The organism is Spirosoma gilvum (genome assembly GCF_054776815.1).
Window position 1 is genome coordinate 45,893 of the sequence record NZ_BAAHBH010000020.1, and the last position, 23,201, is coordinate 69,093.

The 23,201-nt window shown below is 51.8% G+C and carries 19 protein-coding genes; 11 read left to right on the forward strand and 8 right to left on the reverse strand.

Annotated features, from left to right (window positions below; all coding sequences use genetic code 11):
- Window positions 1–106: 106 nt before the first annotated feature.
- The 6 genes from ACYVFD_RS33675 (at window position 107) to ACYVFD_RS33700 (ending at window position 9,853) form a co-directional block, all read left to right on the forward strand.
- Window positions 107–805 carry an RNA polymerase sigma-70 factor gene (locus ACYVFD_RS33675; protein ID WP_461094966.1) on the forward strand — a complete coding sequence of 233 codons (699 nt, stop codon included), beginning with the start codon at window positions 107–109 and terminating at the stop codon, window positions 803–805.
- 11 nt (window positions 806–816) lie between these two features.
- Window positions 817–1,809, forward strand: coding sequence for a FecR family protein (locus ACYVFD_RS33680; RefSeq protein WP_461094967.1), 993 nt, complete (start codon window positions 817–819; stop codon window positions 1,807–1,809).
- Between the two features lie 36 nt (window positions 1,810–1,845).
- Window positions 1,846–5,334, forward strand: a complete 3,489-nt coding sequence (locus tag ACYVFD_RS33685) for a SusC/RagA family TonB-linked outer membrane protein (RefSeq protein WP_461094969.1) — start codon at window positions 1,846–1,848, stop codon at window positions 5,332–5,334.
- A gap of 40 nt (window positions 5,335–5,374) precedes the next feature.
- Window positions 5,375–6,838 carry a RagB/SusD family nutrient uptake outer membrane protein gene (locus tag ACYVFD_RS33690; RefSeq protein WP_461094970.1) on the forward strand — a complete coding sequence of 488 codons (1,464 nt, stop codon included), beginning with the start codon at window positions 5,375–5,377 and terminating at the stop codon, window positions 6,836–6,838.
- Between the two features lie 139 nt (window positions 6,839–6,977).
- Window positions 6,978–8,033 (forward strand): cellulase family glycosylhydrolase, encoded by a 1,056-nt coding sequence (locus tag ACYVFD_RS33695; protein WP_461094972.1) that lies wholly within the window; start codon window positions 6,978–6,980, stop codon window positions 8,031–8,033.
- 107 nt (window positions 8,034–8,140) lie between these two features.
- The gene (locus ACYVFD_RS33700) at window positions 8,141–9,853 is read left to right on the forward strand and encodes an arylsulfatase (RefSeq protein WP_461094974.1); all 1,713 of its coding nucleotides are present in this window, start codon (window positions 8,141–8,143) and stop codon (window positions 9,851–9,853) included.
- Between the two features lie 241 nt (window positions 9,854–10,094).
- Here ACYVFD_RS33700 and ACYVFD_RS33705 read toward each other — a convergent pair whose 3' ends face one another.
- Window positions 10,095–10,895: a ferritin-like domain-containing protein gene (locus ACYVFD_RS33705; RefSeq protein ID WP_461094975.1), complete on the reverse strand. Its 801-nt coding sequence runs from the start codon at window positions 10,893–10,895 to the stop codon at window positions 10,095–10,097.
- Between the two features lie 14 nt (window positions 10,896–10,909).
- Window positions 10,910–11,626, reverse strand: coding sequence for a ferritin-like domain-containing protein (locus ACYVFD_RS33710; RefSeq protein WP_461094977.1), 717 nt, complete (start codon window positions 11,624–11,626; stop codon window positions 10,910–10,912).
- Window positions 11,627–11,942: 316 nt separating this feature from the next.
- Between ACYVFD_RS33710 and ACYVFD_RS33715 the strand changes: the two genes are divergently transcribed.
- Window positions 11,943–12,401 carry a response regulator gene (locus tag ACYVFD_RS33715; protein ID WP_461094978.1) on the forward strand — a complete coding sequence of 153 codons (459 nt, stop codon included), beginning with the start codon at window positions 11,943–11,945 and terminating at the stop codon, window positions 12,399–12,401.
- Here ACYVFD_RS33715 and ACYVFD_RS33720 read toward each other — a convergent pair.
- The 6 genes from ACYVFD_RS33720 to ACYVFD_RS33745 all read right to left on the reverse strand — a co-directional run bounded on the left by ACYVFD_RS33720 (window position 12,388) and on the right by ACYVFD_RS33745 (window position 19,543).
- Window positions 12,388–13,404 carry a glycosyltransferase family 9 protein gene (locus ACYVFD_RS33720; protein ID WP_461094980.1) on the reverse strand — a complete coding sequence of 339 codons (1,017 nt, stop codon included), beginning with the start codon at window positions 13,402–13,404 and terminating at the stop codon, window positions 12,388–12,390. The genes ACYVFD_RS33715 and ACYVFD_RS33720 overlap by 14 nt on opposite strands.
- Before the next feature lie 89 nt (window positions 13,405–13,493).
- Window positions 13,494–14,471, reverse strand: a complete 978-nt coding sequence (locus tag ACYVFD_RS33725) for a glycosyltransferase family 2 protein (RefSeq protein ID WP_461094982.1) — start codon at window positions 14,469–14,471, stop codon at window positions 13,494–13,496.
- 161 nt (window positions 14,472–14,632) lie between these two features.
- Window positions 14,633–16,471 carry a carbamoyltransferase family protein gene (locus ACYVFD_RS33730; RefSeq protein ID WP_461094984.1) on the reverse strand — a complete coding sequence of 613 codons (1,839 nt, stop codon included), beginning with the start codon at window positions 16,469–16,471 and terminating at the stop codon, window positions 14,633–14,635.
- Window positions 16,472–16,507: 36 nt separating this feature from the next.
- A complete protein-coding gene (gene waaF, locus ACYVFD_RS33735; protein WP_461094986.1) occupies window positions 16,508–17,626 on the reverse strand; it encodes a lipopolysaccharide heptosyltransferase II in 1,119 nt (372 codons plus the stop codon).
- Window positions 17,623–18,237, reverse strand: coding sequence for a D-glycero-alpha-D-manno-heptose-1,7-bisphosphate 7-phosphatase (locus ACYVFD_RS33740; RefSeq protein ID WP_461094987.1), 615 nt, complete (start codon window positions 18,235–18,237; stop codon window positions 17,623–17,625). The genes waaF and ACYVFD_RS33740 overlap by 4 nt, the downstream gene beginning before the upstream one ends.
- Window positions 18,230–19,543, reverse strand: coding sequence for a glycosyltransferase (locus ACYVFD_RS33745; RefSeq protein ID WP_461094989.1), 1,314 nt, complete (start codon window positions 19,541–19,543; stop codon window positions 18,230–18,232). Before ACYVFD_RS33745 ends, ACYVFD_RS33740 begins: the two co-directional genes overlap by 8 nt.
- Window positions 19,544–19,748: 205 nt before the next feature.
- Between ACYVFD_RS33745 and ACYVFD_RS33750 the strand changes: the two genes are divergently transcribed.
- The 4 genes from ACYVFD_RS33750 to ACYVFD_RS33765 all read left to right on the forward strand — a co-directional run bounded on the left by ACYVFD_RS33750 (window position 19,749) and on the right by ACYVFD_RS33765 (window position 23,133).
- Entirely contained in the window at window positions 19,749–20,723 is a 975-nt protein-coding gene (locus ACYVFD_RS33750; protein ID WP_461094991.1) for a glycosyltransferase family 4 protein, read from the forward strand.
- 166 nt (window positions 20,724–20,889) lie between these two features.
- On the forward strand, window positions 20,890–22,407 hold the full coding sequence (locus tag ACYVFD_RS33755; RefSeq protein ID WP_461094992.1) for an amidase: 1,518 nt from the start codon (window positions 20,890–20,892) through the stop codon (window positions 22,405–22,407).
- Between the two features lie 65 nt (window positions 22,408–22,472).
- The gene (locus ACYVFD_RS33760; protein ID WP_461094993.1) at window positions 22,473–22,646 is read left to right on the forward strand and encodes a hypothetical protein; all 174 of its coding nucleotides are present in this window, start codon (window positions 22,473–22,475) and stop codon (window positions 22,644–22,646) included.
- Window positions 22,627–23,133: a DUF6169 family protein gene (locus ACYVFD_RS33765; protein ID WP_461094994.1), complete on the forward strand. Its 507-nt coding sequence runs from the start codon at window positions 22,627–22,629 to the stop codon at window positions 23,131–23,133. Before ACYVFD_RS33760 ends, ACYVFD_RS33765 begins: the two co-directional genes overlap by 20 nt.
- Window positions 23,134–23,201: the final 68 nt, after the last annotated feature.

Below are 23,201 nucleotides of genomic sequence, written 5' to 3' on the forward strand. Positions count from 1 at the left end.
TTACACGGACAAGGAAATAATTAAAAAAAATCTTTAAATCGACTAAGGGATAAAGCTGAATTTTTGGACTTAGTAGTATGCAGGTTACCTCTATCTGCCTTGATCTATGTCCGAAAATCTACCTGGTCGATCCAACGCTCCCAATCCGTTTCATAAACCGGAGGCTGAGCCGGTGGTTATGGACGCCGAATTCCTGATTCGGCAAACGTTTGAAACCGATGCCCGTCGCGGTTACGAACTACTGTTTCGGCGCTATTACCGGGCGTTGTGCAGTCAGGCCGTTCGGTTTGTGCATTCGCGTACGATAGCCGAAGACCTGGTGAGCGAGGTGTTTTTCAGCTTCTGGAAAAATCAGGTACATCAGCATATTACCACTACCTATCAGGCGTATCTGTATTCGGCGGTGCGAAAACGTGCCTATACGTATCTCCGTCAGGAATTTCAGCAGGAATCAATTCCGGCGGTTGAAACCGAGGAGGCCGATACCGTATCGGTGCTGAACCCCGAGCAACTGCTGCAATATACTGAGCTTTATCAGCGGATCGAAAAAACGGTTCGTGCCCTACCACCGCAATGTCAGCGCGTGTTTGTGATGAGCCGCTTCGAAGGAAAAAAGCATCGCGAAATTGCCGATGAACTTCAGATTTCGCCCAAAACCATCGAAGCTCATCTGAGCCGGGCGCTCTCTCAACTTCGGCAGACACTTCAGTTAGGGCTGTTTTGCTGGCTAACGGCCATTCTCTTTGTTCAACCATCCACTCAACCGAGCCATCCGGCATCGGCGCAAACTGTTGTAACTCAATGAAACCGGCTACTATGAGAGAAACGCTGTTTGAGCACTTTGCAGGACGCTCAACGGCCCTGCAACGAACAATGATTGCCGACTGGCTCCAGGAACCCGCCAATCAGTCGCAATATGTAGCCTGGCTCGACGAATGGGAACAACAGCACTTGCAATACCTCGCCGATGAAGACAGTGCGTTCCAACAACTAACAAGCCGAATCGAATCCTGGGAGCAGCAGCACCAGTCTACTACCGAAGAGGCAGAGCAATCCGTTCGGGTTCGTCCGCTGATAAGCCAGCCTCGGTGGTTGGCTGCGGCTGCCGTTGCTTTGTGTCTGCTGGCGGGAGGATATGCAGGTCGGGAAAAATTGCTGTACAAAACAATGGAAACGGCCTTTGGCGAAACCCGGCAGCTGACTCTTCCCGATGGTTCACAGGTGACGCTCAATGCGCATTCTTCGCTTCGGATTCCAAGGTTTGGCTTTGGCGATAAAACGCGGGCGGTGTGGCTAACGGGCGAAGCGGCCTTTTCAGTCAAACATACGATTACGAATCAGCGCTTTGTGGTGCATACAAACCGGGGGGTTGATGTGGAGGTGCTGGGAACGGAATTTGACGTATATGACCGGCCGGGTGGTACAAAAGTAGTACTGAGCAAGGGGGCTATTCAGCTCAATTATGCCAATGCAGCCAAACCCGTTCGGCAACTGAAACTGAAGCCGGGCGATGCCGTAAGTGTCGATCCGGCCGGGCATTTAACCCAGACCCATACGGTCGAGCCTGAGATCAGTACTGCCTGGCTCAATCACCGATTTGTGTTCAAGAGTACGTCTGTCCGTGAAATTGCTCAACTCCTTCGCGATACATATAACCTACGTGTGGAGCTGAAAAATCCGAATTTAGCCAGCCGCACTGTTACGGGTTCTTTTCAGGCAAACAACGCCGACGAGTTTCTGCAAGTGGTGGCCGAACTGCTGGAGATCAACTACAAGCAGAAAGACAATACCGTTACTTTTTTCGAATAACCTACTGACTTCCTTACTCTTACTACCTAGTTACCTATGCGTTCACATATAACCACCACTGTACTGCATGGCTTGCTGGTAGGTTTGGTGCTGGGCGGTCCACAGCCCGCCAGTAGCCAGACCATTGCCATGGCCCGACAACAGACACGCACAGCAGCGACTGCCCCGATCGTTGTGACCCGTCGACTGGCCGATGTGCTGAGCGATCTGAAAAGCCGGTACCAAACGGACATTTTATTCGAAGATCGGACCATCGCCAACCTGACTGTTCCGGCCGATATTCTGACCGGAAGTACATCGCTCGAAAATGCCCTGAGTCGTGTGTTGAAGCCGTTTAACCTGCGTTATAAACAGGTGAAACCCGGCACATGGGTGGTGTTGAACCGGAAAATAACGCCCTCATCGGCCGATGCCCGATTTCCCATAACGTCATCGACCGATGAGGGACTGCCCGATACGAATCCGCTGAATACCAGTCCGTCTGTTTCCGCTACGGCGTCGATCATGGTAGCCCCCGAAGATATATCCATCAGCGGAGTTGTTCGGGGAAGCGATAACAACAGTCCATTGCCGGGGGTGAGCGTGGTCGTGAAGGGTACCAACCGGGGCACCACAACCGATGCGAATGGACGCTATCAGCTCAACATCCCTGAACCGGCAGGAGGGACCCGGATTACGCTCGTGTTTTCCTATGTCGGGTATGAAGCGCAGGAAGTGGTGGTCAACAACCAGTCTGAGATCAATGTCCAGCTAAAGGAAAACAACCAGTCCCTCAATGAGGTGGTCGTGGTGGGCTATGGTACAGTTCGGAAAAGCGATCTAACCGGCTCGGTGACATCGCTGAAAGCGCAGGACTTAACCCGAGGAACGAACGTGAACCTACAGCAGACACTGATAGGCCGGTCGCCGGGGGTGCAGATTTACCAGAAAAGCGGTGAACCCGGCGCTACCATGAGCGTACAGATTCGGGGTATAACCTCCATTACGGGTAACAATGATCCTCTGTACGTCGTGGATGGCTTGCCTGTCAACGACGGTACGGCCATTGGGTCAGCTAGTGCCGGAGGAACCACCAGCAATCCGAACAACCGGACACCGTTGAACAGCCTGAATCCGTCTGATATTGAGTCGATTGAAATTCTGAAAGATGCGTCGGCGTCGGCCATCTACGGGTCACGGGGGGCCAACGGGGTCGTGATCATCACGACCAAAAAAGGCAAGGATGGCAAGCTGAAAGTAGAGTACAATGGTACCTATGGTGTACAGAAAGTAGCCCATACCCAGCGGTTTATGACGGGCGATGAGTACACGAAGGCGATTAACGAAATCATCGATCTGGGTAAGCTAAGTACGCCCAAAGTGACGGGGCCTAATGCCAATACAGACTGGCAGGGACTGCTCCTGCGCGACGCGCCTATCCAGTCGCACGACCTATCGTTTAGCGGAGCCGGGGGCAATACCAAATACTACATCTCGGTTGGGTACTTCAATCAGGATGGGATCATGCTGAAATCGGGCACGCGTCGGTACAATGCCCGCATGAACCTGGAAAATGGCGTAGCGCTTAAATACAACGTAGGGATCAGCCTGACAACTTCCTATACCCGCGACTATTACAACGCGACCGGGGTAGGTTTAAACGACAACGCCAGTGCCTTGTATATGGCGCAGAACTACGACCCAACAGCACCTCCGTATAATGCCGACGGCTCGTTTTATCGCTCTCCCTTAATGGCTCCGATGGACAATCCGCTGGCTGTTATCAATGGGCAGTACGGCATGGGTGACACCTACCGAACCTTCGGAAACATTTATGCCGAGTACTTCCTGATGCCTTCGCTATCGGCCAAAGTGCGGGTTGGCGTTGACCTGAACGATAACCAGCGGTATTTCTGGATTGACCCGACAACCTTAACCGGGCTGTCGTACAATGGGTATGCCGACGTGCGCGATGGAAAACGAGGCTACTACTTGGCCGAAGGAACGCTGAATTTCAACAAGGAATTTAAGAACCACCGCATTGTTGCCGTTATTGGGTCTACCTACGAACGGTATACATCCAGCACGCTGATCGCCAACTCCCGTTCGTTTGCGCTGCCCGACCTGACGTTCGATGCGCTGGGCACTGGCGACAATACACTGAATGGGGTAGGGAGCGGACGTCAGGAAAACAAACTGGTTTCGTTTCTGGGGCGGGTCAACTACTCGTTTATGGGTAAATACCTGGTTACGGCGTCGCTCCGGGCCGATGGCTCTGCTCGTTTCGGACCGAATAAGCAGTTTGGATATTTCCCATCGGCGGCTGTGGCCTGGCGGATACAGGATGAAGATTTCCTGAAAAACAGCCGGACGATCAGCGAGTTGAAATTACGGGCCAGTTATGGCGCTACGGGCAACCAGCCAACAGCCAACTACCTCTATTTTTCGACCTTTTCGGCCGGACGCAATGCGGTGTTCAATGGCACCAAAGTCAGTTCACTGCAACCATCGCGCAGTGCCAATCCCGATTTGCAGTGGGAGTCGGCGGTTCAGGCCGATATAGGTATCGATTTTGGGTTTTTCAACGGGCGGCTGAGCGGTAGTTTAGATTACTACAACCGTAAGACCTCCAATCTCTTATACGACATTCCGCAACCGGCCAGCACCGGCTTTGGGAGCCGCACTGAGAATGTAGGCAGTATGCGGAACACCGGCCTGGAGTTTGCCCTGAAAGGCGTTGTCCTGAACAAATCAGCGCTGAAACTGGATGCTGGTTTCAATATTACGACGCTGAAAAACCGGGTATTAAGTCTGGGTAATGTGAGCCAGTCAATCGGGTCGGGGCCGGGTAGTATTGGTCAGGTCAGCATCCTGAAACCGGGCGAATCCATTGGGTCGTTCTACGGCTATCTGGTTGACGGTGTATGGCAAACGGGCGATGATTTCGGTCAGGCACAAACTGGCGTTCGGCCCGGCGACCTGAAATACCGCGATCTGGATGGGAATAAAGTTATCAACGCCAGCGACCGGGTGATACTGGGTAAATCGCTGCCTGATTTTTACTACGGATTTAATACAAGCCTGTCCTATAAAGCGCTTGTGCTGGACGTGTTCTTTGAAGGGTCGCAGGGGGCAAAGATGCTGAACAGCAGTCTGGTCGATTCGTACTATCCGGTCGATTATCGGCGGAACAAACTGGCCGAACCATACCTGAACCGCTGGACACCCACTAATCCGACCAACGACTACCCGTCGTTCCTGCCCAACGACGTGCAGGGGCAACGGCAGGTGACCAACAAGACGGTCGAAGACGCGTCGTATTTACGTCTACAGGCCATTCGGGTTTCGTACAAATTGCCACTGCTAAAAAATCGATACATCAGCAGTGCATCGGTATTTGTAAACGGGCAAAACCTGGCCACCTTCACGAAGTATTCCGGTGCTGATCCAGCTGCGAATGCGCTGGGTGACAATATTTTACGGATCGATTATAATACCTACCCGTTAACCCGAACCTTTACCGGTGGTCTGAATCTCCAGTTCTGATGCTGAAACCCGTATTCGTTCGTCATCTCCTTGACTAATCATGAAAAAGACGTTCAATTATATACTTCTGACCAGTTGCCTGCTGGCGCTTGGGGCCTGCGAAAGTGCGCTGGAGGTAACGCCAAAGTCTGAATTTTCACCGGGCAACGTCCTGACATCCGAAAGTGGCATCAAGTCGCTGCTGTTCTCGGCCTATGCCCAGGAGCAAACCCAGACCAACTCCCGCTTCGTTATCAACGATTCGGAAGTATCTACGGATGTGGGATTTAACACGGGCGGAGCCGAAAATGGCCAGCTGATCACCTTGGTTAATTTCACCTGGGACCCCTCGCTGGGTACGTTCAATGACGACATGTGGGGACCAAACTACCGATCTATTCGCGATGCCAACGGGGTAATTGAAAACATTGCCAACGTGAATACCAGCGACGCCAATAAAAAGCTGTACAGGGCCGAAGCGCGGGTACTTCGGGCGCAGGCGTATGCGAATCTGTACAGTTTCTTCGGGCCCGTTCCGCTTCGTACATCAACCACCCAGCCTGGTCAGTTAGCTCGTGCCACCGACGCCGAAATGCTGAATTTCATCGAAACAGAATTGACACAATCCATCCTCGATTTACCCGACCCCGGTAAGGAAGAAGCCTACGGGCGCTTGAATAAGGGAAATGCCAGCGGGATTCTGGCTAAGTTTCTCCTGAACACCAAGCAATGGCAGAAAGCCGCCGATGCCGCCAAAGCCGTTATCGATTTGAATTACTATTCACTGAATCCGAACTACGTAAACCTGTTTCGGATCGAAAACGAAGGCAGCAGTAACCGCGAGATGTTGCTGGCGCTGCAATGCCGCACCGAAGATCCGTTTGGCAACTGGTATCAGGCTGGCGCGTTGCCACCTGCCTACAAAAGCAGTCCACAGTTCCCGAACTACGTCTACAAATCGACCATGTCCAACTTCGCAACGCAATATCGGTTACGTACGGCGTTCACGAGCAGTTTTGCGCCCAACGACAAACGCCTTCAGCTCATCTGTACCAGCTACGTGAACAACAGCGACCAGACGGTTGATCTGTCGACGGGGGACAATGCCCGCAGCTTTAAATACTGGGATAACAATACTGTTGGCAATAACAGCGGTACCGATGTGCCGGTCATTCGCTATGCCGATATTCTGCTGACTCGGGCCGAAGCTCTGAATGAGTTGAACGGGCCAACGACAGAAGCATTTGCGTTGATCAATCAAGTGCGTACCCGTGCCGGAATCGCAAACCTGACGGCAGCCGATACACCAACCAAGGAGGCTTTCCGAACTGCGATTTTCAAAGAACGGGGCTGGGAGTTTTATTCAGAAGGCAAACGCCGGGAAGACCTTATTCGTCAGGGAACCTTTATCTCGCTGGCGCAGGCTCGGGGCGTTACCAATGCCAAACCTGAGCGGGTGCTGTTCCCCATTCCGCAGGTAGAGATCGACGCCAACAAACTCTGTGTGCAAAACCCTGGCTACTAAACGGATTGTCATTGAGTAGTCATTAAATGGTCATTATTTGTCATTCGTAGAATGTCCTGAAACGACAATAAATAACTACGAATGACCACAAAATAACCAGCAATGACCATCTTATGACTACTGAATGACTACAAAAAATATGAAGCGAGTATTAACAATTGTGCTGTGTTTGGTTGTGGGAGTAAACCTACAGGCACAAACCAAATGGAGTACTGAAAAAGCAGCTCAGTGGTATCAGAAACAGGGCTGGGTGCGTGGCTGTAATTTTCAGCCCAGTACGGCCATCAACCAGTTGGAAATGTTTCAGGCCGCTTCCTTCGACCCGCAAACCATCGACAGGGAACTGGGTTGGGCTGAGGGGCTGGGCCTGAACGTAATGCGCGTTTTTCTGCACCATGTGGCCTGGACATCCGACCCCAGTGGTTTCAAGAACCGATTGAATCAATACCTCCAGATTTCGCAGAAGCACGGTATCAAAACCATGTTTGTGTTTTTCGATGATTGCTGGAACGACGAATATCACCCCGGTAAGCAGCCGGAGCCCAAAGTGGGGATTCACAACAGCGGCTGGGTGCGCGACCCCGGTACCATGATCCTGAACCACCCCGACAGCCTGCCCATGCTCGAAAAGTATGTGAAAGACATAATGACTACGTTCAAAAATGACGATCGTATTCTGCTTTGGGACTTGTATAATGAACCCGGCAACAACCAGTATTTCGGGAAAAGTCTGCCGTTGGTAAAAGCTGTTTTTAGTTGGGCGCGGGCTGTAAATCCATCACAACCGATCAGCGTGGGTGTGTGGAGCTGGGGGGATAAGTTTTCTGAACTGAATAAATTCCAACTGGAAAACTCCGACATCATCACCTACCATCAGTACGGCTATATCGACAAACACAGGAAGATTATCAGCGATCTGCGTCAACATAACCGACCGCTGATCTGTACCGAGTATATGGCTCGTCGGAACGGTAGCTTATTCCAGACAATTATGCCAATATTGAAACAGGAAAACATAGGAGCCATCAACTGGGGGTTTGTGGCTGGTAAAACCAATACTATCTATGCCTGGTCGACGCCGATGCCGGATGGTAAAGAACCTGATCTGTGGTTTCATGACATCTACCGGAAAGATGGAAGCGCCTTCAGCGACGACGAAATCACGACCATTAAATCCCTAACCGGGAAAAAATAATTATAGGACTTTCGCATAGAGCCGTGCCACGGTTACTAAGCAATCATGAAGAACCGTGGTACGGCTCTATGCGAAAGTCCTAAACTAGTTTCTAACCACTCATCTGTATGAAAAAAGGCCTGATTCTGGTGCCCATCGTACTACTAGCCACAGTCTCGCTTGTTCTGTTCAGCGGATTCGAGACAAAACGCCCGGATGCCCAACAGCCGCTAGCTGCTCGTAAGCCAAACATCATTGTGATCATGGCCGATGATATGGGCTTTTCGGATTTAGGGTGCTACGGGGGAGAAATCCAGACGCCCAACCTCGATTATCTGGCTAGCAACGGCATTCGGTATACGCAGTTTTACAATACCTCACGCTGCTGTCCGACGCGGGCGGCATTGCTGACGGGACTGTACAACCAGCAGGCAGGCATTGGTAAAATGACCGATGCCGAAGATGAACCCGGTTACCGCGGGCACCTGACCGAGAATACCGTGACGCTGGCCGAAGTGCTGAAAACCGCCGGTTACCGAACCGCCATGACGGGCAAGTGGCACGTGTCGAACACCACGGTACAGAAAGATCCAAAGGAGCAATTGGCCTGGCTGAACCATCATAAAGATTACGGGGATTTTGCCCCGCTCGACCAATACCCAACCAGCCGGGGATTCGACAAGTACTTTGGCAACATCTGGGGCGTAGTCGATTTCTTTGATCCGTTCAGTCTGGTTAGCGGGACAAAACCCATTAAACAGGTACCTAAAAATTACTACCATACCGATGCCATCAACGACACGACGGTTGCTTACATTAACGAATACGGAAAGTCGTCAGCCCCGTTTTTTATCTACGTAGCCGAAACCGCTCCGCACTGGCCGCTGATGGCCCTGCCCGAAGATATTGCCAAATATAAAGACACCTACAAAGTAGGGTGGGAGGCTATCCGCAAAGCCCGGTATCAGAAAATGACCAAACTGGGACTGATTGATCCGGCCAAAACACCCCTGTCGAAACGCTGGCAGGACGACCAGACCTGGGAAGCCAACCCAGATAAAGAATGGGATGCGCAGGCGATGGCTGTTCATGCCGCCATGATCGACCGGATGGATCAGGGTATTGGTCGTATCATTAAAGCCCTGCGCGAAACCGGCCAACTGGACAACACGCTGATCCTGTTTCTGTCGGACAACGGAGCCAGCCCCGAAAACTGTGCCGCCTATGGCCCCGGCTTCGACCGGCCGAGCGAAACCCGCGATGGGCGAAAAATTGTGTATGACCTGAAAAAGCAGATTATGCCAGGGGCTCAAACTTCGTATGCCTCCATTGGGCAGCGTTGGGCTAATGTCGCCAATACACCTTACCAGTACTGGAAAGCAGAGTCGTATGAGGGCGGTGTGCATACCCCACTGGTTGCCTTCTGGCCGGCCGGGATTACCGCCAAAAAAGGAAGCTACAGCGCGCAGGTAGGGCACGTAATGGATTTTATGAACACGTTTGTCGAACTGGCTGGGGCGAAATACCCGGCTACCTACAAAGGCAAAGCCATAACCCCTACGACCGGTATCAGTCTGGTGCCTTCGTTTCAGGGTAAGGCAACCGCCGGGCATGGATCGCTGTTCAATGAGCATTTTGGAGCCCGCTACGCGCGTTCGGGCAACTGGAAACTGGTATCCGCCAGCCGCGACACGACCTGGCATCTGTTCGACCTGGCTACCGACCGAACCGAAACGCAGGACGTTGCCGCTCAGCACCCGGATAAAGTACGACAACTGGCATCTGAATGGCAGCAGTGGGCCAAAACACATCAGGTATTTCCCAAGCCGGGTAAGAAGTGATGCTTGCTTCTTGCTCGGCCGCGATTGTATCGCGGATGCACGAGATTTGCGTCTGCGACGCGTCAATTATTGATTACTAGTCTTTTGCGTCACAGACGCGGACCTCAGTCATCCGCGATTATATCGCGGAGGGGCGCCGATATAACGAATAAACGAATCACCCGTCCGGTGATAGACAAGTAGGTCGGACAACGCCTGACCATACCTGTCTATCACCGGACGGGTGATTCGTTTGTACCTGCTAGCCCAGGAAAGGCTTCACAATCTCCAGTACTTCTTCTTTGGTAAGTGGCTCATCGTAGGCTTCGGTAATGCCTTCCAGCGATACCAGGCCATTCAGGATACCAGCCAGATTGATGCCCTTCTGAACAACGTTGTCCTCCCCTTTGTATACCATTGCGCCTACGGCTGGTGGTAAACCCGACGGACTAGCCAGCGGAATCCAGCCTTTTTGGCCGCGCAGGAACCGAATCCGGGCCGCGTGGGTGGCTTCGGTCGAGTGGATTTGCAGGGCTGTCTCCAGAATAGGTTTCGCATTCATCAGGTTCGGAGCCTGGCCTTTGTAGGCCCGAACGCCTGTATCTTCAAACGCCTGCGAGACGGCCGCAAAGGTTTGAAAATTGCTGAACACATCCGGGAACATGCCTTTGGCTGTAAAGTCGAACTTGGGTTCAGAAATAGCCTTAGAACCCAGCACCTTTTTGAGCAGTTTGACGTGGAGTTCTTCGTGTTGGCGGATGAGCTCGAACGCAGGTTTGTACTGCGAAGGAATCATCGTCAGGTTGGTGCCTACGTCGTAAAAACGATATTCCAGATACTCCAGCGTCAGCGCAAAGTTGAGAACGTCTACTACATTATCGGGCAATGTCATGCCCTGCCCGTAGGCTGTATTGAGGGCTGATGCCAGGATGGTTGGTGCGGCAACGGCCACTGTCTTTTTGGTTAATGCGCTAAACAGTCCGCGACGGGAAACGTGTTCCATCCGTCCGATAAAGTCACCATCAACCTGTTCGAGTTCGTTGAATAGATTTTGTAAGTTCATGAGCTTAGATAGGTTTAGGAGACGGCTGTCGGTAGATTACGACCATCGATTTTTTCAAGGATATACTTTTGGGCTTTAGGCAACACTTCCGATGGCTCCATTTTCATGAACAGGCCGTCCATGACGATGTTATCGCCCGAAAACGCCGTTTGGTTCATGTATTCCATCTCCCGGATGATCGATACATGGCGAGCTTCGAGCGAAACAATTTTACCTGCTACTTTCAGATTTTCGGGATCGGTCAGGTATTTACCACCCCCTGTATACGCGGCTGTACCTACCTCGGCAAACATGCGGGAAGCCTCTAGCACGTCGGTCCGCTGGCGGAAGTTGATGCTGCTGAAATCGAAGGTTAGGTCGGGAATGCCAGCACCACCCAGCGCGGTACGGTAAAATGCCCGGTGAGTGACCTCATGGTTACGCAAGTCCTGGAACAACTGCATTTCCATGGCAGTCATGCCCTGATAAGGATTGGACAGTACAAGCTGATAAAAAGTGGCTTCGAGCTGTTCGAGGACAAAGGCATAGTTCAGAATTCCCAGATCGCCCCCAGGTAGTGTAATGACATCGCCAGGTGCCGCTGCCCGTGCCCCATTTGGACTGACCTGCATATCGGCTGTGGAACAGGCTGATAAAATACCTCCGGTTACCGCTGCGGCCCCGACAGTTCGCAAAAACGATCGCCGTTGGACGGAAATCGTCTCAGGCGCAGTTTGCGTAGAATTGTGCATGTTTTTCATTGAGTAAATAAATAATTGTTAGTACTGGTTGACTTACAATTATTGGGGGCAACAGGTTATGCAAAGTGAGGAAATGGGGCAATCGGTAGTATGCACTACTGGTTGGAAGAATAAAGAATTAATAGATGTTATATAGGACCATTGCCTCACTATTTATTGACGAAGTCCAGAACATGGGGTTGACCTTATAATAAATCTCTATCAACGCGCCAATTGCCAATGATCTTTGTCTATTAAGACTATTTAATTGGTAGATTTTGTTTAACTTTACAGAAGAGCTTTATACAACGTTAATCGAGAAAAACACATGCGGGATAACTTCAAACGAGCCAAAGTGCTGGTGATCGACGACAGTGCTGATCATTGGATGTTGATCAAAAAGGCCATGCAACAGTGCCTGTCAGAGGTGACTCTCGTCCATGTGAGCGATGAGCAACAGACCCTTGATCTGCTTCAGGAATGGAGTACCCAGGAATGGGAGCTTCCTCAGCTTATTCTACAGGATTTATATATCCCAACGCGGGAAGCTGGATGGCAACTGCTGGCGCAGATAAAAGCCATGGGGCCGACCGTGAATCGGATTCCGCTGGTTATGTTCAGTTCGTCAGATAACCAAGATGACATTGAATATGCGTATCAGGCAGGAGTTTCTTCCTATCTGATCAAACCCGTCGAGTATTCAGATTGGGTCGCTTACTTCACTGAATTGCGGGCGTACTGGTGGGAAACCGTTACATTGCCTCCTGTACAGTTTACGATCTATTAAGTAAATCCATCGCTTCCTCTATCGCCTGCTTATAGCCATCCGGGTTGTTTTCATGCACGACACGGTGACGGTCGCGGTTTAAGGGTCCCCATTCGGCGGGGTCGGCTGAGGTGAAAATGATAACGCTGGGCGTACCGCAGGCCACGGCCAGATGAGCCACACCCGTATCGTTACTGATGAGTAAGGCCGTCTTAGTTAGCAAAGCCCCCAACTGACCAAGCGACGTTTGTCCGGCTACGGACACCGATGGAAACGACATGGCCTCCTGAACCGCAGCAACAATTGGAATTTCGGAATGGGTGCCTGTAAACACCACTGCATAACCCTGTTCGGCCAGCCGGTCGGCGACGCGGGCAAACTGGTTCTCGGGCCAGCGCCGACCCGAAATTCCTCCGGCATGAATACACACAAAACGATCCGGGTCAACACCTAGCTGAGTAAGTACCTCCTGCATTTTCTGATAATCACTTTCGGTTGGTGTAAATTCCAGATCAGGCCCCTGTGCGTCGATTCCCAAAAAAGTCATCAGGTCGATGTGCCGAAGCACCTCATGAGCAGGCGATACATACGGCTGAAGCAATCCCGTTTGCCCGGCCCATCGTTCAGAAGGAACATCGGGCAGATAATAGCCAGCTACCAATTTTGCGCCAAACAAAGCCAGCATCGCATTGACGAGCGTTCCATTGCCCTGTACCTGCAACACCACATCCCATTGCCGATCCTGCATCCGGTGTAGGAATTCGACAGTGCGGCCGGGATCTACAGTCTGTTCGGGGAGGCCCGGCCAGCCCGGAAATGGAATAAATTCGTTGAAAATAGCTGGGTATGCCCGTACAAACTCGTCGGCCCAGGGCAGGCTGATCAACGCCAGGTGTGCGTCGGGGAAGGCACGTCGTAAGGCCCGGAAGGCTGGTATAGCACAAAGCAGATCACCCAGTTTGATGGCTCGGAATACGGCAATCGTTTTGGGCGTATAACCCAGCGTTTGTGTCAGCTTGTCCATGTAGAAAGAGCGAAAGAATGAAAGAGCGAAAGAGCGTTTCTCCGGCAGGTATCACTCTTTCACTCTTTCGCTCTTTCGCTGATATTGAATTACCAATACCACGTTTTATAGGTGAATGCACCATGCAAGCGCCAGTATACCGATAGAAATGGCGTGGCTAAGCTTGTCAGTGTGGCATGTTTCAGCGTTTGCCAGTTTGTAGAACGTGAAGGCAGGCGTTCCTGAATAAGCCAGAAGGTCAGGGCCGCCCAGAAGCCTGTTCCTACGATAGCCAGATTCGTATGTCCGGTTCCCAGGGCCAGCAGCCCAGCCAATAACCCAAATACAGAGCCATAATACCGCAGTACAATATCCCGATACGTTGGAATCCGTTGCCGGAATAAGTCGGGATGGCGTTTATAGAGTAGGGCGTCGTAGCGATTTTTGCGTTCGTCGCGTAGGCTGGCATACCAGGGGGCTGGCCGAAGTGGGTGAATAATCAGCGCTTCGGGAGATGTACTGATGGGGATACCCGCTTCCAGAAATTTAAACTGTAAATCACTGTCTTCCCGCCAGGCACTATCAAACTGCTCATCGAATCCACCAACCTGATCCAGCGCTGACCGTCGGCAAAACAGATTAGCCGTAACAAATTCGGCGGTTTCGAGCAAAGCGGCTGTACGGTCGTAATGCGTTGGCTGATCGGGCATTGGCATACGAACGCGTCCGGTTACGACCTGGGCTCCCCGTACCAGAGGAAGCAACCCCGCCAGCAGCCAGGTCGACTTCGGCAAACAGTCGTCATCGGTAAAGGCAATAAAGGGGCTGTTGGTCGTTTGCCATCCCCGATTTCGGGCTGCGGCTGGTCCTCGCCGTTCGGGCTGTTCGAGGTAGCGAACAGGAATGTCTGTTTGCTGGCTTACATGAGCGATGAAATCCGCCACGGCCGTATCCGGTCCATCACTAACAACGGTGATGTCGAACGTGGCCCAGGCGGGGAGTTCCTGTTTCAGAAGAGCATTCAGACAATTTTGCAGAAATGTCAGACGCTGGTAGGTGGGAATGACAACAGTGATTAAGGGTTTCATGGGTCTAAGAGGTTTATAGGATCGTTGGATATAAGCAGTTACGTCAGATAAGTTAAACCAGTCCGACGTTCTGGTGCAAGTGGGTATAGAAGAAACGTATAACATCCGATGTAAAGTCTCTGTTTCTATCGTGCCCTCGAAGTTTATTTATAGTATGGCCCTCATACCCGATTAATGCCCGGCCCCAACGATTCCTCTGACATCATGGCTGGAAAGGATTCTGCCGATTGATTGGTGTTTTTCTCAAGAAAAAAGGAGCCGATGACCAGCGCATCCAGTGGGGATGTCCAGAAAGATTCAACGGCATCGCGAGGGGTACAAACAACAGGCTCTCCACGGGTATTGAATGAGGTATTGATCAGCACAGGAACGCCGGTTTGCTCGGCAAACGCACGGATCAACCGATAATAAGGGCCGTTTTGGGTTTCGTTGACGGTCTGAATACGGGCGGTGCCATCCGTGTGCGTTACGGCCGGAATGGTATCGACCATGTCGGGTCGTACGTCGTTGACAAACAGCATGAACGGTGACTGCCGGGCGTTTAGAAAATAGGTGTCGGCGGCTTCTTCCAGCACAACGGGAGCCACAGGTCTAAACTCTTCCCGGTCTTTCAGATCGTTGAGTCGAGCCTGCATCTCAGCCGGAAACGGAGCGGCAATGATTGAACGCGCCCCTAAGGCTCTGGGACCAAACTCCATACCCTGCTGAAACCAGCCAATCACATTACCAGCTGCCAGATAAGCCGCTACTTCATTGGCTGGATCGGTAAGTCGGCGATACGGCAGTTTCGACCAGCGCAGGAAGGCTTCAATCTCATCATCGGTAAACTGGGGTCCCAGGTACGCATGATTCATCTGATAACGACGTTCGTTCTGGACGAGAGGAGAATCAGAATGTATGGCCCGCTGTTCAACATCCACCCACATGGCCGCGCCTAAAGCCGTTCCGGCATCACCGGCGGCTGGCTGCACCCAAATGTTCTGGAAAGGTCCCTGATCGCGCAGACGGGCATTCATGACGCAGTTGAGGGCCACACCACCGGCCAGACAGAGGGAGTCAGTTTGGGTTTGCTGTTGCAGCCATCGGCAAAGGGTCAGGACGGTTTCTTCCAGCACTAATTGTACGGAATGTGCCAGGTCGAAATGAAACTGGTTAATTGGCCCTCCTTTCTGACGAGCCGGACCAAAGGTCTCTTCCAGATTAAGCGGAGCGATGGTGTAATTGCCACGGGCACCTATCTGAATTAATTTCCGGAAATAAGCGGCATAAACGGGTCGGCCATACGACGCCAGTGCCATGACTTTGTATTCGTCGGACGAATGGAGAAAGCCCAGATACGTGGTCAGTTGTTCGTACAGAAAGCCCAATGAATGCGGTATGTGTACTTCGCCCAGCTCGACCAGATGATTGTCTTCGCCCAGCCAGTAGCTGGTAGTGGCCAGTTCACCTCGACCGTCGAGCACCATGACCGCTGCCCGGCGGTACGGACTGGGTAGAAAGGCACTGGCCGCATGAGCTATGTGGTGATTCACAAAATGCCATTGGTAAGGTCCTTGGGCACTGGCTCCCGTAAATCGACTAGCCAAATGCAAGGGTACACCATCGACCAGATGGCCGGGTGCATTCAGAATGCTGGACAGAAACAGGCCATCGTAGGGATTCTGCCAGCCATTTCGTTCCGTAATATCCTGACTGGGTTTGCCATCCTGATTGGGCTGAAAAGGAATCTCCGTTGTCGGATTCGCCTGGGCCGTGCCCAGAATCAGGCTGGGGTCAAAAGAATAGGCAATATGGTCGACGTCGGTTAGTTGAATACCAGCCGTTTTCAAACAAAAATCAATGGCATTGTAGGGGAGTTCATAAGTCGAAAAGGGAATGGGGCGTTTGCCGTGTTTGACGTGGGTGAAACGTTCTTCTTCGGCGGCTGCCAGTACGATACCATCTTTTACCAGAGTAGCAGCTGGATCGTGAAAAGCGGCATTGATTCCTAACGTGTACATATTTTGAAGGAGTTGATTCGTAATGTATTTTCGATACTATTCAGGTTGGGCAGAAGAGTGGCTCGACAGTTCGTTTGCATTAACCGATTCGTCGAGTAAGCTAAGCACTGCCTGTACAATAGCATCAGGGGAGGCATCAGACGGAAACCCATCGGGAAATTGCTGAAGCAGGACATTCCGCGACCGAATGGCTGCCGGTACGTCGAAGTAGAGCACTCGATTAGGTACTCGCCAGGGGGTATGCTGCGGATTGGTTTTGGCGTACAGCACCACGACGGGGGTACCGACAGCAGCCGCGATATGAACAGGCCCTGTGTTGTTCGCAACAAGTATGGGCGCGTCGGCGATCAGGGCAATCAACTGTCCCAAGTTCAGTTGCCCCGCCAGATTGATGGCCTGTCCACCAAGTTCCTGCTGGATAACGTCGATCAGTGGTTGTTCCGACGGGCTGCCTGTCAGGACGGCCTGATAGCCAGCCGTTCGGACCAGCCGTTTAGCGGCTTTGGCAAATTCGTCGGCAGGATACCGTCGCCGGGCTTCGCTGACACCCGGATGCAGCACAAACCAGGGACGAGAGAAGTCCAACCCACGGGATGCCAGATACTTGCGGATATACACCTGATCGACCAGCGGCACATCCAGCGATAACTGATGCTGATTCGTTTGACAACCAACCGCCTGAACCAGTGCTAACTGGCGTTCTACCTCATGCCGATTGGCTACCAGCACTTCAGTATCGGGAAGCCAGTCGGTAATCAGTTGGTATGGATTTTCACGGCAATAGCCCAGTACCCGCGGAATACCCGCCATATAACACAGCAGAGCCGCCGGTAACGGATTCTGACTTTGAACCGTAAACAGAATGGCAGCATCGAACCCCGACTTTTCCAACTGACTGACCATCGATAAGCAGGAATCCCGTTGTTCGGAAGTACCGCTAACCCAGGGAACATCGAACGGGATAATCTGATCGATTTCCGGGATAAAATCGCCGATAGCTGCCCCAACGGACGAGGTGAGTAGCGTCAAATGGCAGTTTGGCCAGGTTGTTTTCAGGGCTCTAATGGCTGGCGTTGTCATCAATACATCGCCCATGTTGTCGAGCCTGACACAGAGAATGCGTAGCCCATCTGTCCAGAAATCAGTGTCGTTCATACGATTGTGTTTATCCGGTTCTCCGCTGGCTGATTGGAAGGTCGAAACGGGCTGGTCGACTGGTTTAGGATATAGTTGACGGCTTGCTGAATCGTGCTGGCCTGTGTTGTTGGCTGTCGATGCAGATTATGCACCCATTCGGTCTCATTTCCCCGGTCGATGAGTATTGTCTGACAACCAGCCCGATTGCCCGCTTCTACATCATTCAGGATATCGCCCACCATCCACGACGACCGTAAGTCGATCCGATGTTCACGTGCCGCCTGTAACAGCAGTCCAGGTTGAGGTTTACGACAATCGCAGGCTTGCGTATAGCGTTTTACCGAACCTGTTGGGTGATGCGGACAGTAATAGTAGCCATCAGGCACAGCGCCAAAGGGTTTTAATAAGGTGCTGAGCCGTTGCCAGACAGCCGACAGGGCCTCTTCCGAAAACTTGCCCTGAGCGACGCCAGCCTGATTGGAAATGACGATTAGCAGGAATCCAGCTTTCCGTAATTGGGCCAGACTTGTACCTGCATCCGGATAAAGCGTAATAGCGGCTGGATCGACATTATAGGGAATATCAGGAATGAGGGTGCCATCCTTGTCCCAGAAAACAGCTTTATTCATACGAACTGCCTGATCGGGCCAATGTGGGAAACTGATTGTACGAAGAACCTAGCCAGATACCCGTACGAATGCATCCACTGGCGACCAGGTCGTACAGGTCGGCCGTTTGCCGGGCTACCTGCGCCCAGGTGTACCCTGTTCGCACATGCCGAATGGCTGCCTGGCTGTATTGATCGCGAAGTGATTTGTAGGTTAGCAGTATAGCTAGTTTGGCGGCCAGGGCCTGTGGGTCTTTGGGCGGAACCAGGAACCCAGTCTTATTGGCTACCACCGTGTGTTTAATACCCCCTACCGACGATCCTACCACGGGTGTTCCACAGGCCATTGCCTCTAAAGGTGTTATCCCAAAAGGTTCATACCAGGGTGTTGTGACAAACGCGTCGGCGGCACTATAATAGTAGCGGAGTTCGTCGCGATTACGACTTCCGGTAAAGGTGACATGCTGATCGACACCCAACGACGTTGCCAGTTGACGAAGCCGCCCAATTTCGGGCGTACGAACGGGATCGGCACAACGCGTTTCGCCACCGACAATCAATAATTGTGCATCAATGGTATGTTTCTGATGGAGGAGTGCCAGCGCCTGAATTACGGTATCGATACCTTTTCGGGGTACCATACGCCCAAGTTGTAACAGAGTAGGTTTGGCTGGGTTCAGATCCAGTTTCTGACGGGCAACCAATGGATCAATTGGATAAAAATCGCCCGGATTATAGCCATTGGGGATAATGGTTGTACGAGCCGGTTCAGCTCCGTACAGGGTAATCAGATCCGTGCTGTCTTGTGGGCAGAGGGCAATGACACTATCGGCTTCCTTCACGATCTGTTTCTCGATCGGAATCCGTTCTTCCGGGAACCCATCTCCGGCTCCCTGATAAAGTCGGCGAACCAATCCTAGGGCATGAAACGTAATAACAAAGGGCAGGCGAAGTTGCTGCTTTAGTTTGCAGGCTACCAACCCAGACATGAAAAAGTGTGCATGAACGATGCGATACGTGTAGGCTTGCTGCTGAATGAAGCGAATCATGTTGGTAGCAAACTCATCCATAAACGGTAGAAGAACCTCCTTCTGCAAATAGTGTCGGGGACCGGCAACTATGTGGATAACCCGAATTTGTGGGTGCCACTGAACGCATTCTGGCTCATCTGCCGATGTGCAGCGGGTGAAAATATCCACCGAATACCCCAGTCGCGCCAGTCCACAAGCCAACTCAGCGACGGCGATGTTCTGACCACCCGCATCGACTCCACCAATGGTTGCCAGAGGGGATGCATGCTCGGAGATGAGTGCTAGCCGTTTGTTCATACGATGCCATGCGTAGGAGGAAATATTTCCTACAATCGAAAAAAGAACTGGTCCTTAGAAATGAAGGTTACCCGAAGCTTACATGAATGAGCGTTTATGTTCAATTAGTGAGGCTATGGGCCTTTGCCGGACTACTGCCTCATTCCGGCTAAACAGTGCGTGAAAATGGGGGTTCGGTTTACCGTAAACCATAAAAACGACCAGTATGCAACGACTGAATATTCTGATCTGGCACATCCATGGTGCCTATTTAACCGCACTTGTACAGGCCGAACACAATTGGTATTTACCCACTAAAGCCGATTTGTCTGAAGGGTACATCGGCCGGGGAAAAGACTCAACCATGCCCGACTATGTGCAGGAAATACCAGCGGAGGAGGTGCGTACGCTCGATCTGGATTTGATCATCTGCCAGACACCACAGAATTACCAAAAGGATCGGTTCGAGATTCTGTCGACCGAGCAGCAACGCCTGCCAACCATTTATATTGAGCACAACTCGCCCGAACCTCACCCTACCGACTCACGACACCCTACTGCCGACGACCCGAATGGTATACTGGTTCATGTGACGCATTATAACCGATTGATGTGGGACAATGGGGCAACACCAACGCGGGTCATCGAACATAGCGTGGCCATTGACCCAACCCTTCGCTACAAAGGTCATCGGCACGAAGGGATCGTAGTGGTCAATGAAATCCAGCGCCGGGGACGAATGGCCGGATTCGATTTGTTCGAACAACTACGCCAACAGGTTCCCATTACGGTAGCGGGCATGAAATCGGCCGAGATTGGCGGTATTGGTGAAATTCACTATCGATACCTGCACGAACGCGTAGCTGACTATCGATTTTTGTTCAGCCCGATGCGCTACAGTAGTCTGCCGCTGGCCGTGATCGAAGCCATGACCATCGGCATGCCCATTGTCGCATTAGCCACTACCGAACTGCCGACGGTCATCCAAAACGGCGTTCACGGCTTTGTTTCGGCTAATCCCGATGAATTGATCAGACAGATGCAGTTTTTGCTGGACAATCCAGACGAAGCCCGGCGTATGGGCGACAACGCCCGCCAATTAGCCCTTAGTCGATTTGGCCTGCACCGGTTTGTGCAGGACTGGAACAACACGTTCCAGACAGCCATTTCTAAGTCCCGGGTGGACTTATTTGTGGAATAAGCCGGTGTACGCCCTCTTATAAATCGGGAGAGGGCGGGGTTAAATTCTGGTCGTTTCCCTGTGAGTTAGGGGAGTGGTAGGTAGAATTCAGCGGGATAATGTATTTTCGTTATAGCAGTAAAGACTTTAGTCTGCATACGTCTCCATTTCCCTACGCCTTTTCATCATGCAAACATCATCCCAATCCCAAGCCCTACCGTTCGACGAGTACGTGACACACGATGCCACAGCCTTAGCCGAGCTTGTCCGAACGGGCGAAGTAACGCCTGCCGAATTGCTGGAAACGGCCATTGCCCGCGCTGAAGCTGTTAATCCCCAACTGAATGCAATTGTTACCCCCTTATACGATAAAGGTCGGGCCATGGCTAAGGAGTTGCCGGAGAATGGGACCTTTCGGGGAGTACCCTTTTTGTTGAAAGATCTGGAACTGGAATGGGCCGGAACACCCATGAAATCGGGTTGTCGAGGCTATCAGAATTACGTATCTACTAGTGATAGTGAGGTTATTAAGCGGTTGAAAGCAGCCGGGTTAGTTTTCTTTGGCAAAACTAATACGCCCGAATTCGGTCTGACGCCCTATACTGAATCGAAACTGTATGGGCCCGCCCGAAATCCCTGGAAACTGACGCATTCACCCGGTGGGTCGAGTGGCGGATCGGCGGTGGCTGTAGCGGCTGGTATTGTTCCGGCAGCAACGGCGTCTGATGGGGGCGGTTCCATTCGGATTCCGGCTTCGTGCTGTGGATTGTTTGGACTCAAACCGTCGAAAGGCCGGGTAACGCTTGGCCCACGTTATGGCGAATTATGGAACGGAGCCGTAACCGGGCTTGCCGTCACCCGGAGTGTACGCGATAGCGCGGCTTTGCTTGATGCCATTGCCGGGCCAATGCCGGGTGACCCCTACTTTCTGCCTGCCCCCGAGCGACCGTTTCGGGAGGAAGTAGGCCGGGAACCAGGTAAACTGCGAATCGCTTTCTCCACGCAGGCACTGATGCCCGGTCAGGCGGTTGATCCAGAATGCATTCAGGCCGTTCAGAATACGGCTAAATTGCTGGAGAAGCTTGGGCACACGGTAGAAGAAATTCCCCTGCCCTACGAGAAAAGCATTGTGACTGAAGCGTTCTTCGTGAATGTGCTGAGCGAAACAGCCGCTACCCTTCGCGAATTGGGCGAGTACCTGGGCCGTCCGGCTCGTCGGGATGATGTCGAGCTAAATACCTGGGCGCAGGCCCGCCTGGCCGAAGGATTCTCAGCGGCCGATGCCGCTTACCAGAAACGACGCTGGAATACCCTTAACCGCAGCATGGGAAGACTCCACGAAACCTACGACCTGTTTCTGACGCCGACCTTGCCCCGCCAGCCGATTGCCATCGGAACCTTTCAGAACAAAGCCTCAGAAGAGCGACTCCTCAAACTGGTTGACTCACTCGGCGGCTTAAAATACCTGAAAGGCAGCAAAACGGTCGACGATCTGGCCGAGCGCTCCCTGGGCTATATTTCCTTCACTGTCATCACCAACATGACTGGTCAGCCATCCATGTCGGTACCCCTACACTGGTCGGCCGACGGTTTGCCGATTGGCGTCATGTTTGCCGCCAAACTCGGCGACGAAGCCACCTTATTCCGACTAGCCAGCCAACTAGAACAGGAACGCCCCTGGTTTATGAAACGCCCGAGTTTGTAAAGGCTTTAGACTGAGGAACCTTTCTATAAAAAGGTTTATTATTGTGGTGTAAACTACTTTAGGCAATGGCTCGCATTCAGACGGAGAAACCTGCTAACAAAACACTGGAATTGATGCGCCGATTAGCTGCCGATAAACGGGAAACGCAGCGGCAATTGCGTGAAGCATTTGCTAGAGATGCTGAGCTACAGCGTATCGTCAATGAATTAGATAGTCAGTATGCTAAGCGGAACGCCTGATCCTTACTCGTTTACAGGTACCGGCAGTGCTGTCAATATCTATACGTTTAGAACTGAATCGGGTGCTATTTATGCCGTTCGGTTTAAACCAACTCCTTATTTATTCGAGAATGCTCCGATTATTGCTGAGCAGGTTTATGAATTAGTTATTGAACAAGTTCGTTTGCCCATTGGCCGTACAGGGGTAGATAGGGCAATTGCCGTTACCATAGCTGAGATCTGTAGAGATTTTTTCAAAAATCAGGAACGGATTCTGCTCTACATTTGCGAAACATCCGACTTTAAGCAGTTGGCTAGGGTGCGAAAATTTGACGGCTGGTTTAGGCAATTTAACGACCATCGTTACTTAAAATTAGACACGCAGTTTCCTGACTCAAATGGCATTACTTATTTCGTCTCATTAATTTTCCGATGGGAACACCCGCACTTGCATACAATAATCGATGCTTTTGAAGGACTATCCGAGCAATACAATGCAGGCAAATGAGTTATAAGCTGTTTGTAACTTACTGGCCGAAGTCACCTTATTCCGACTAGCCAGCCAACTAGAACAGG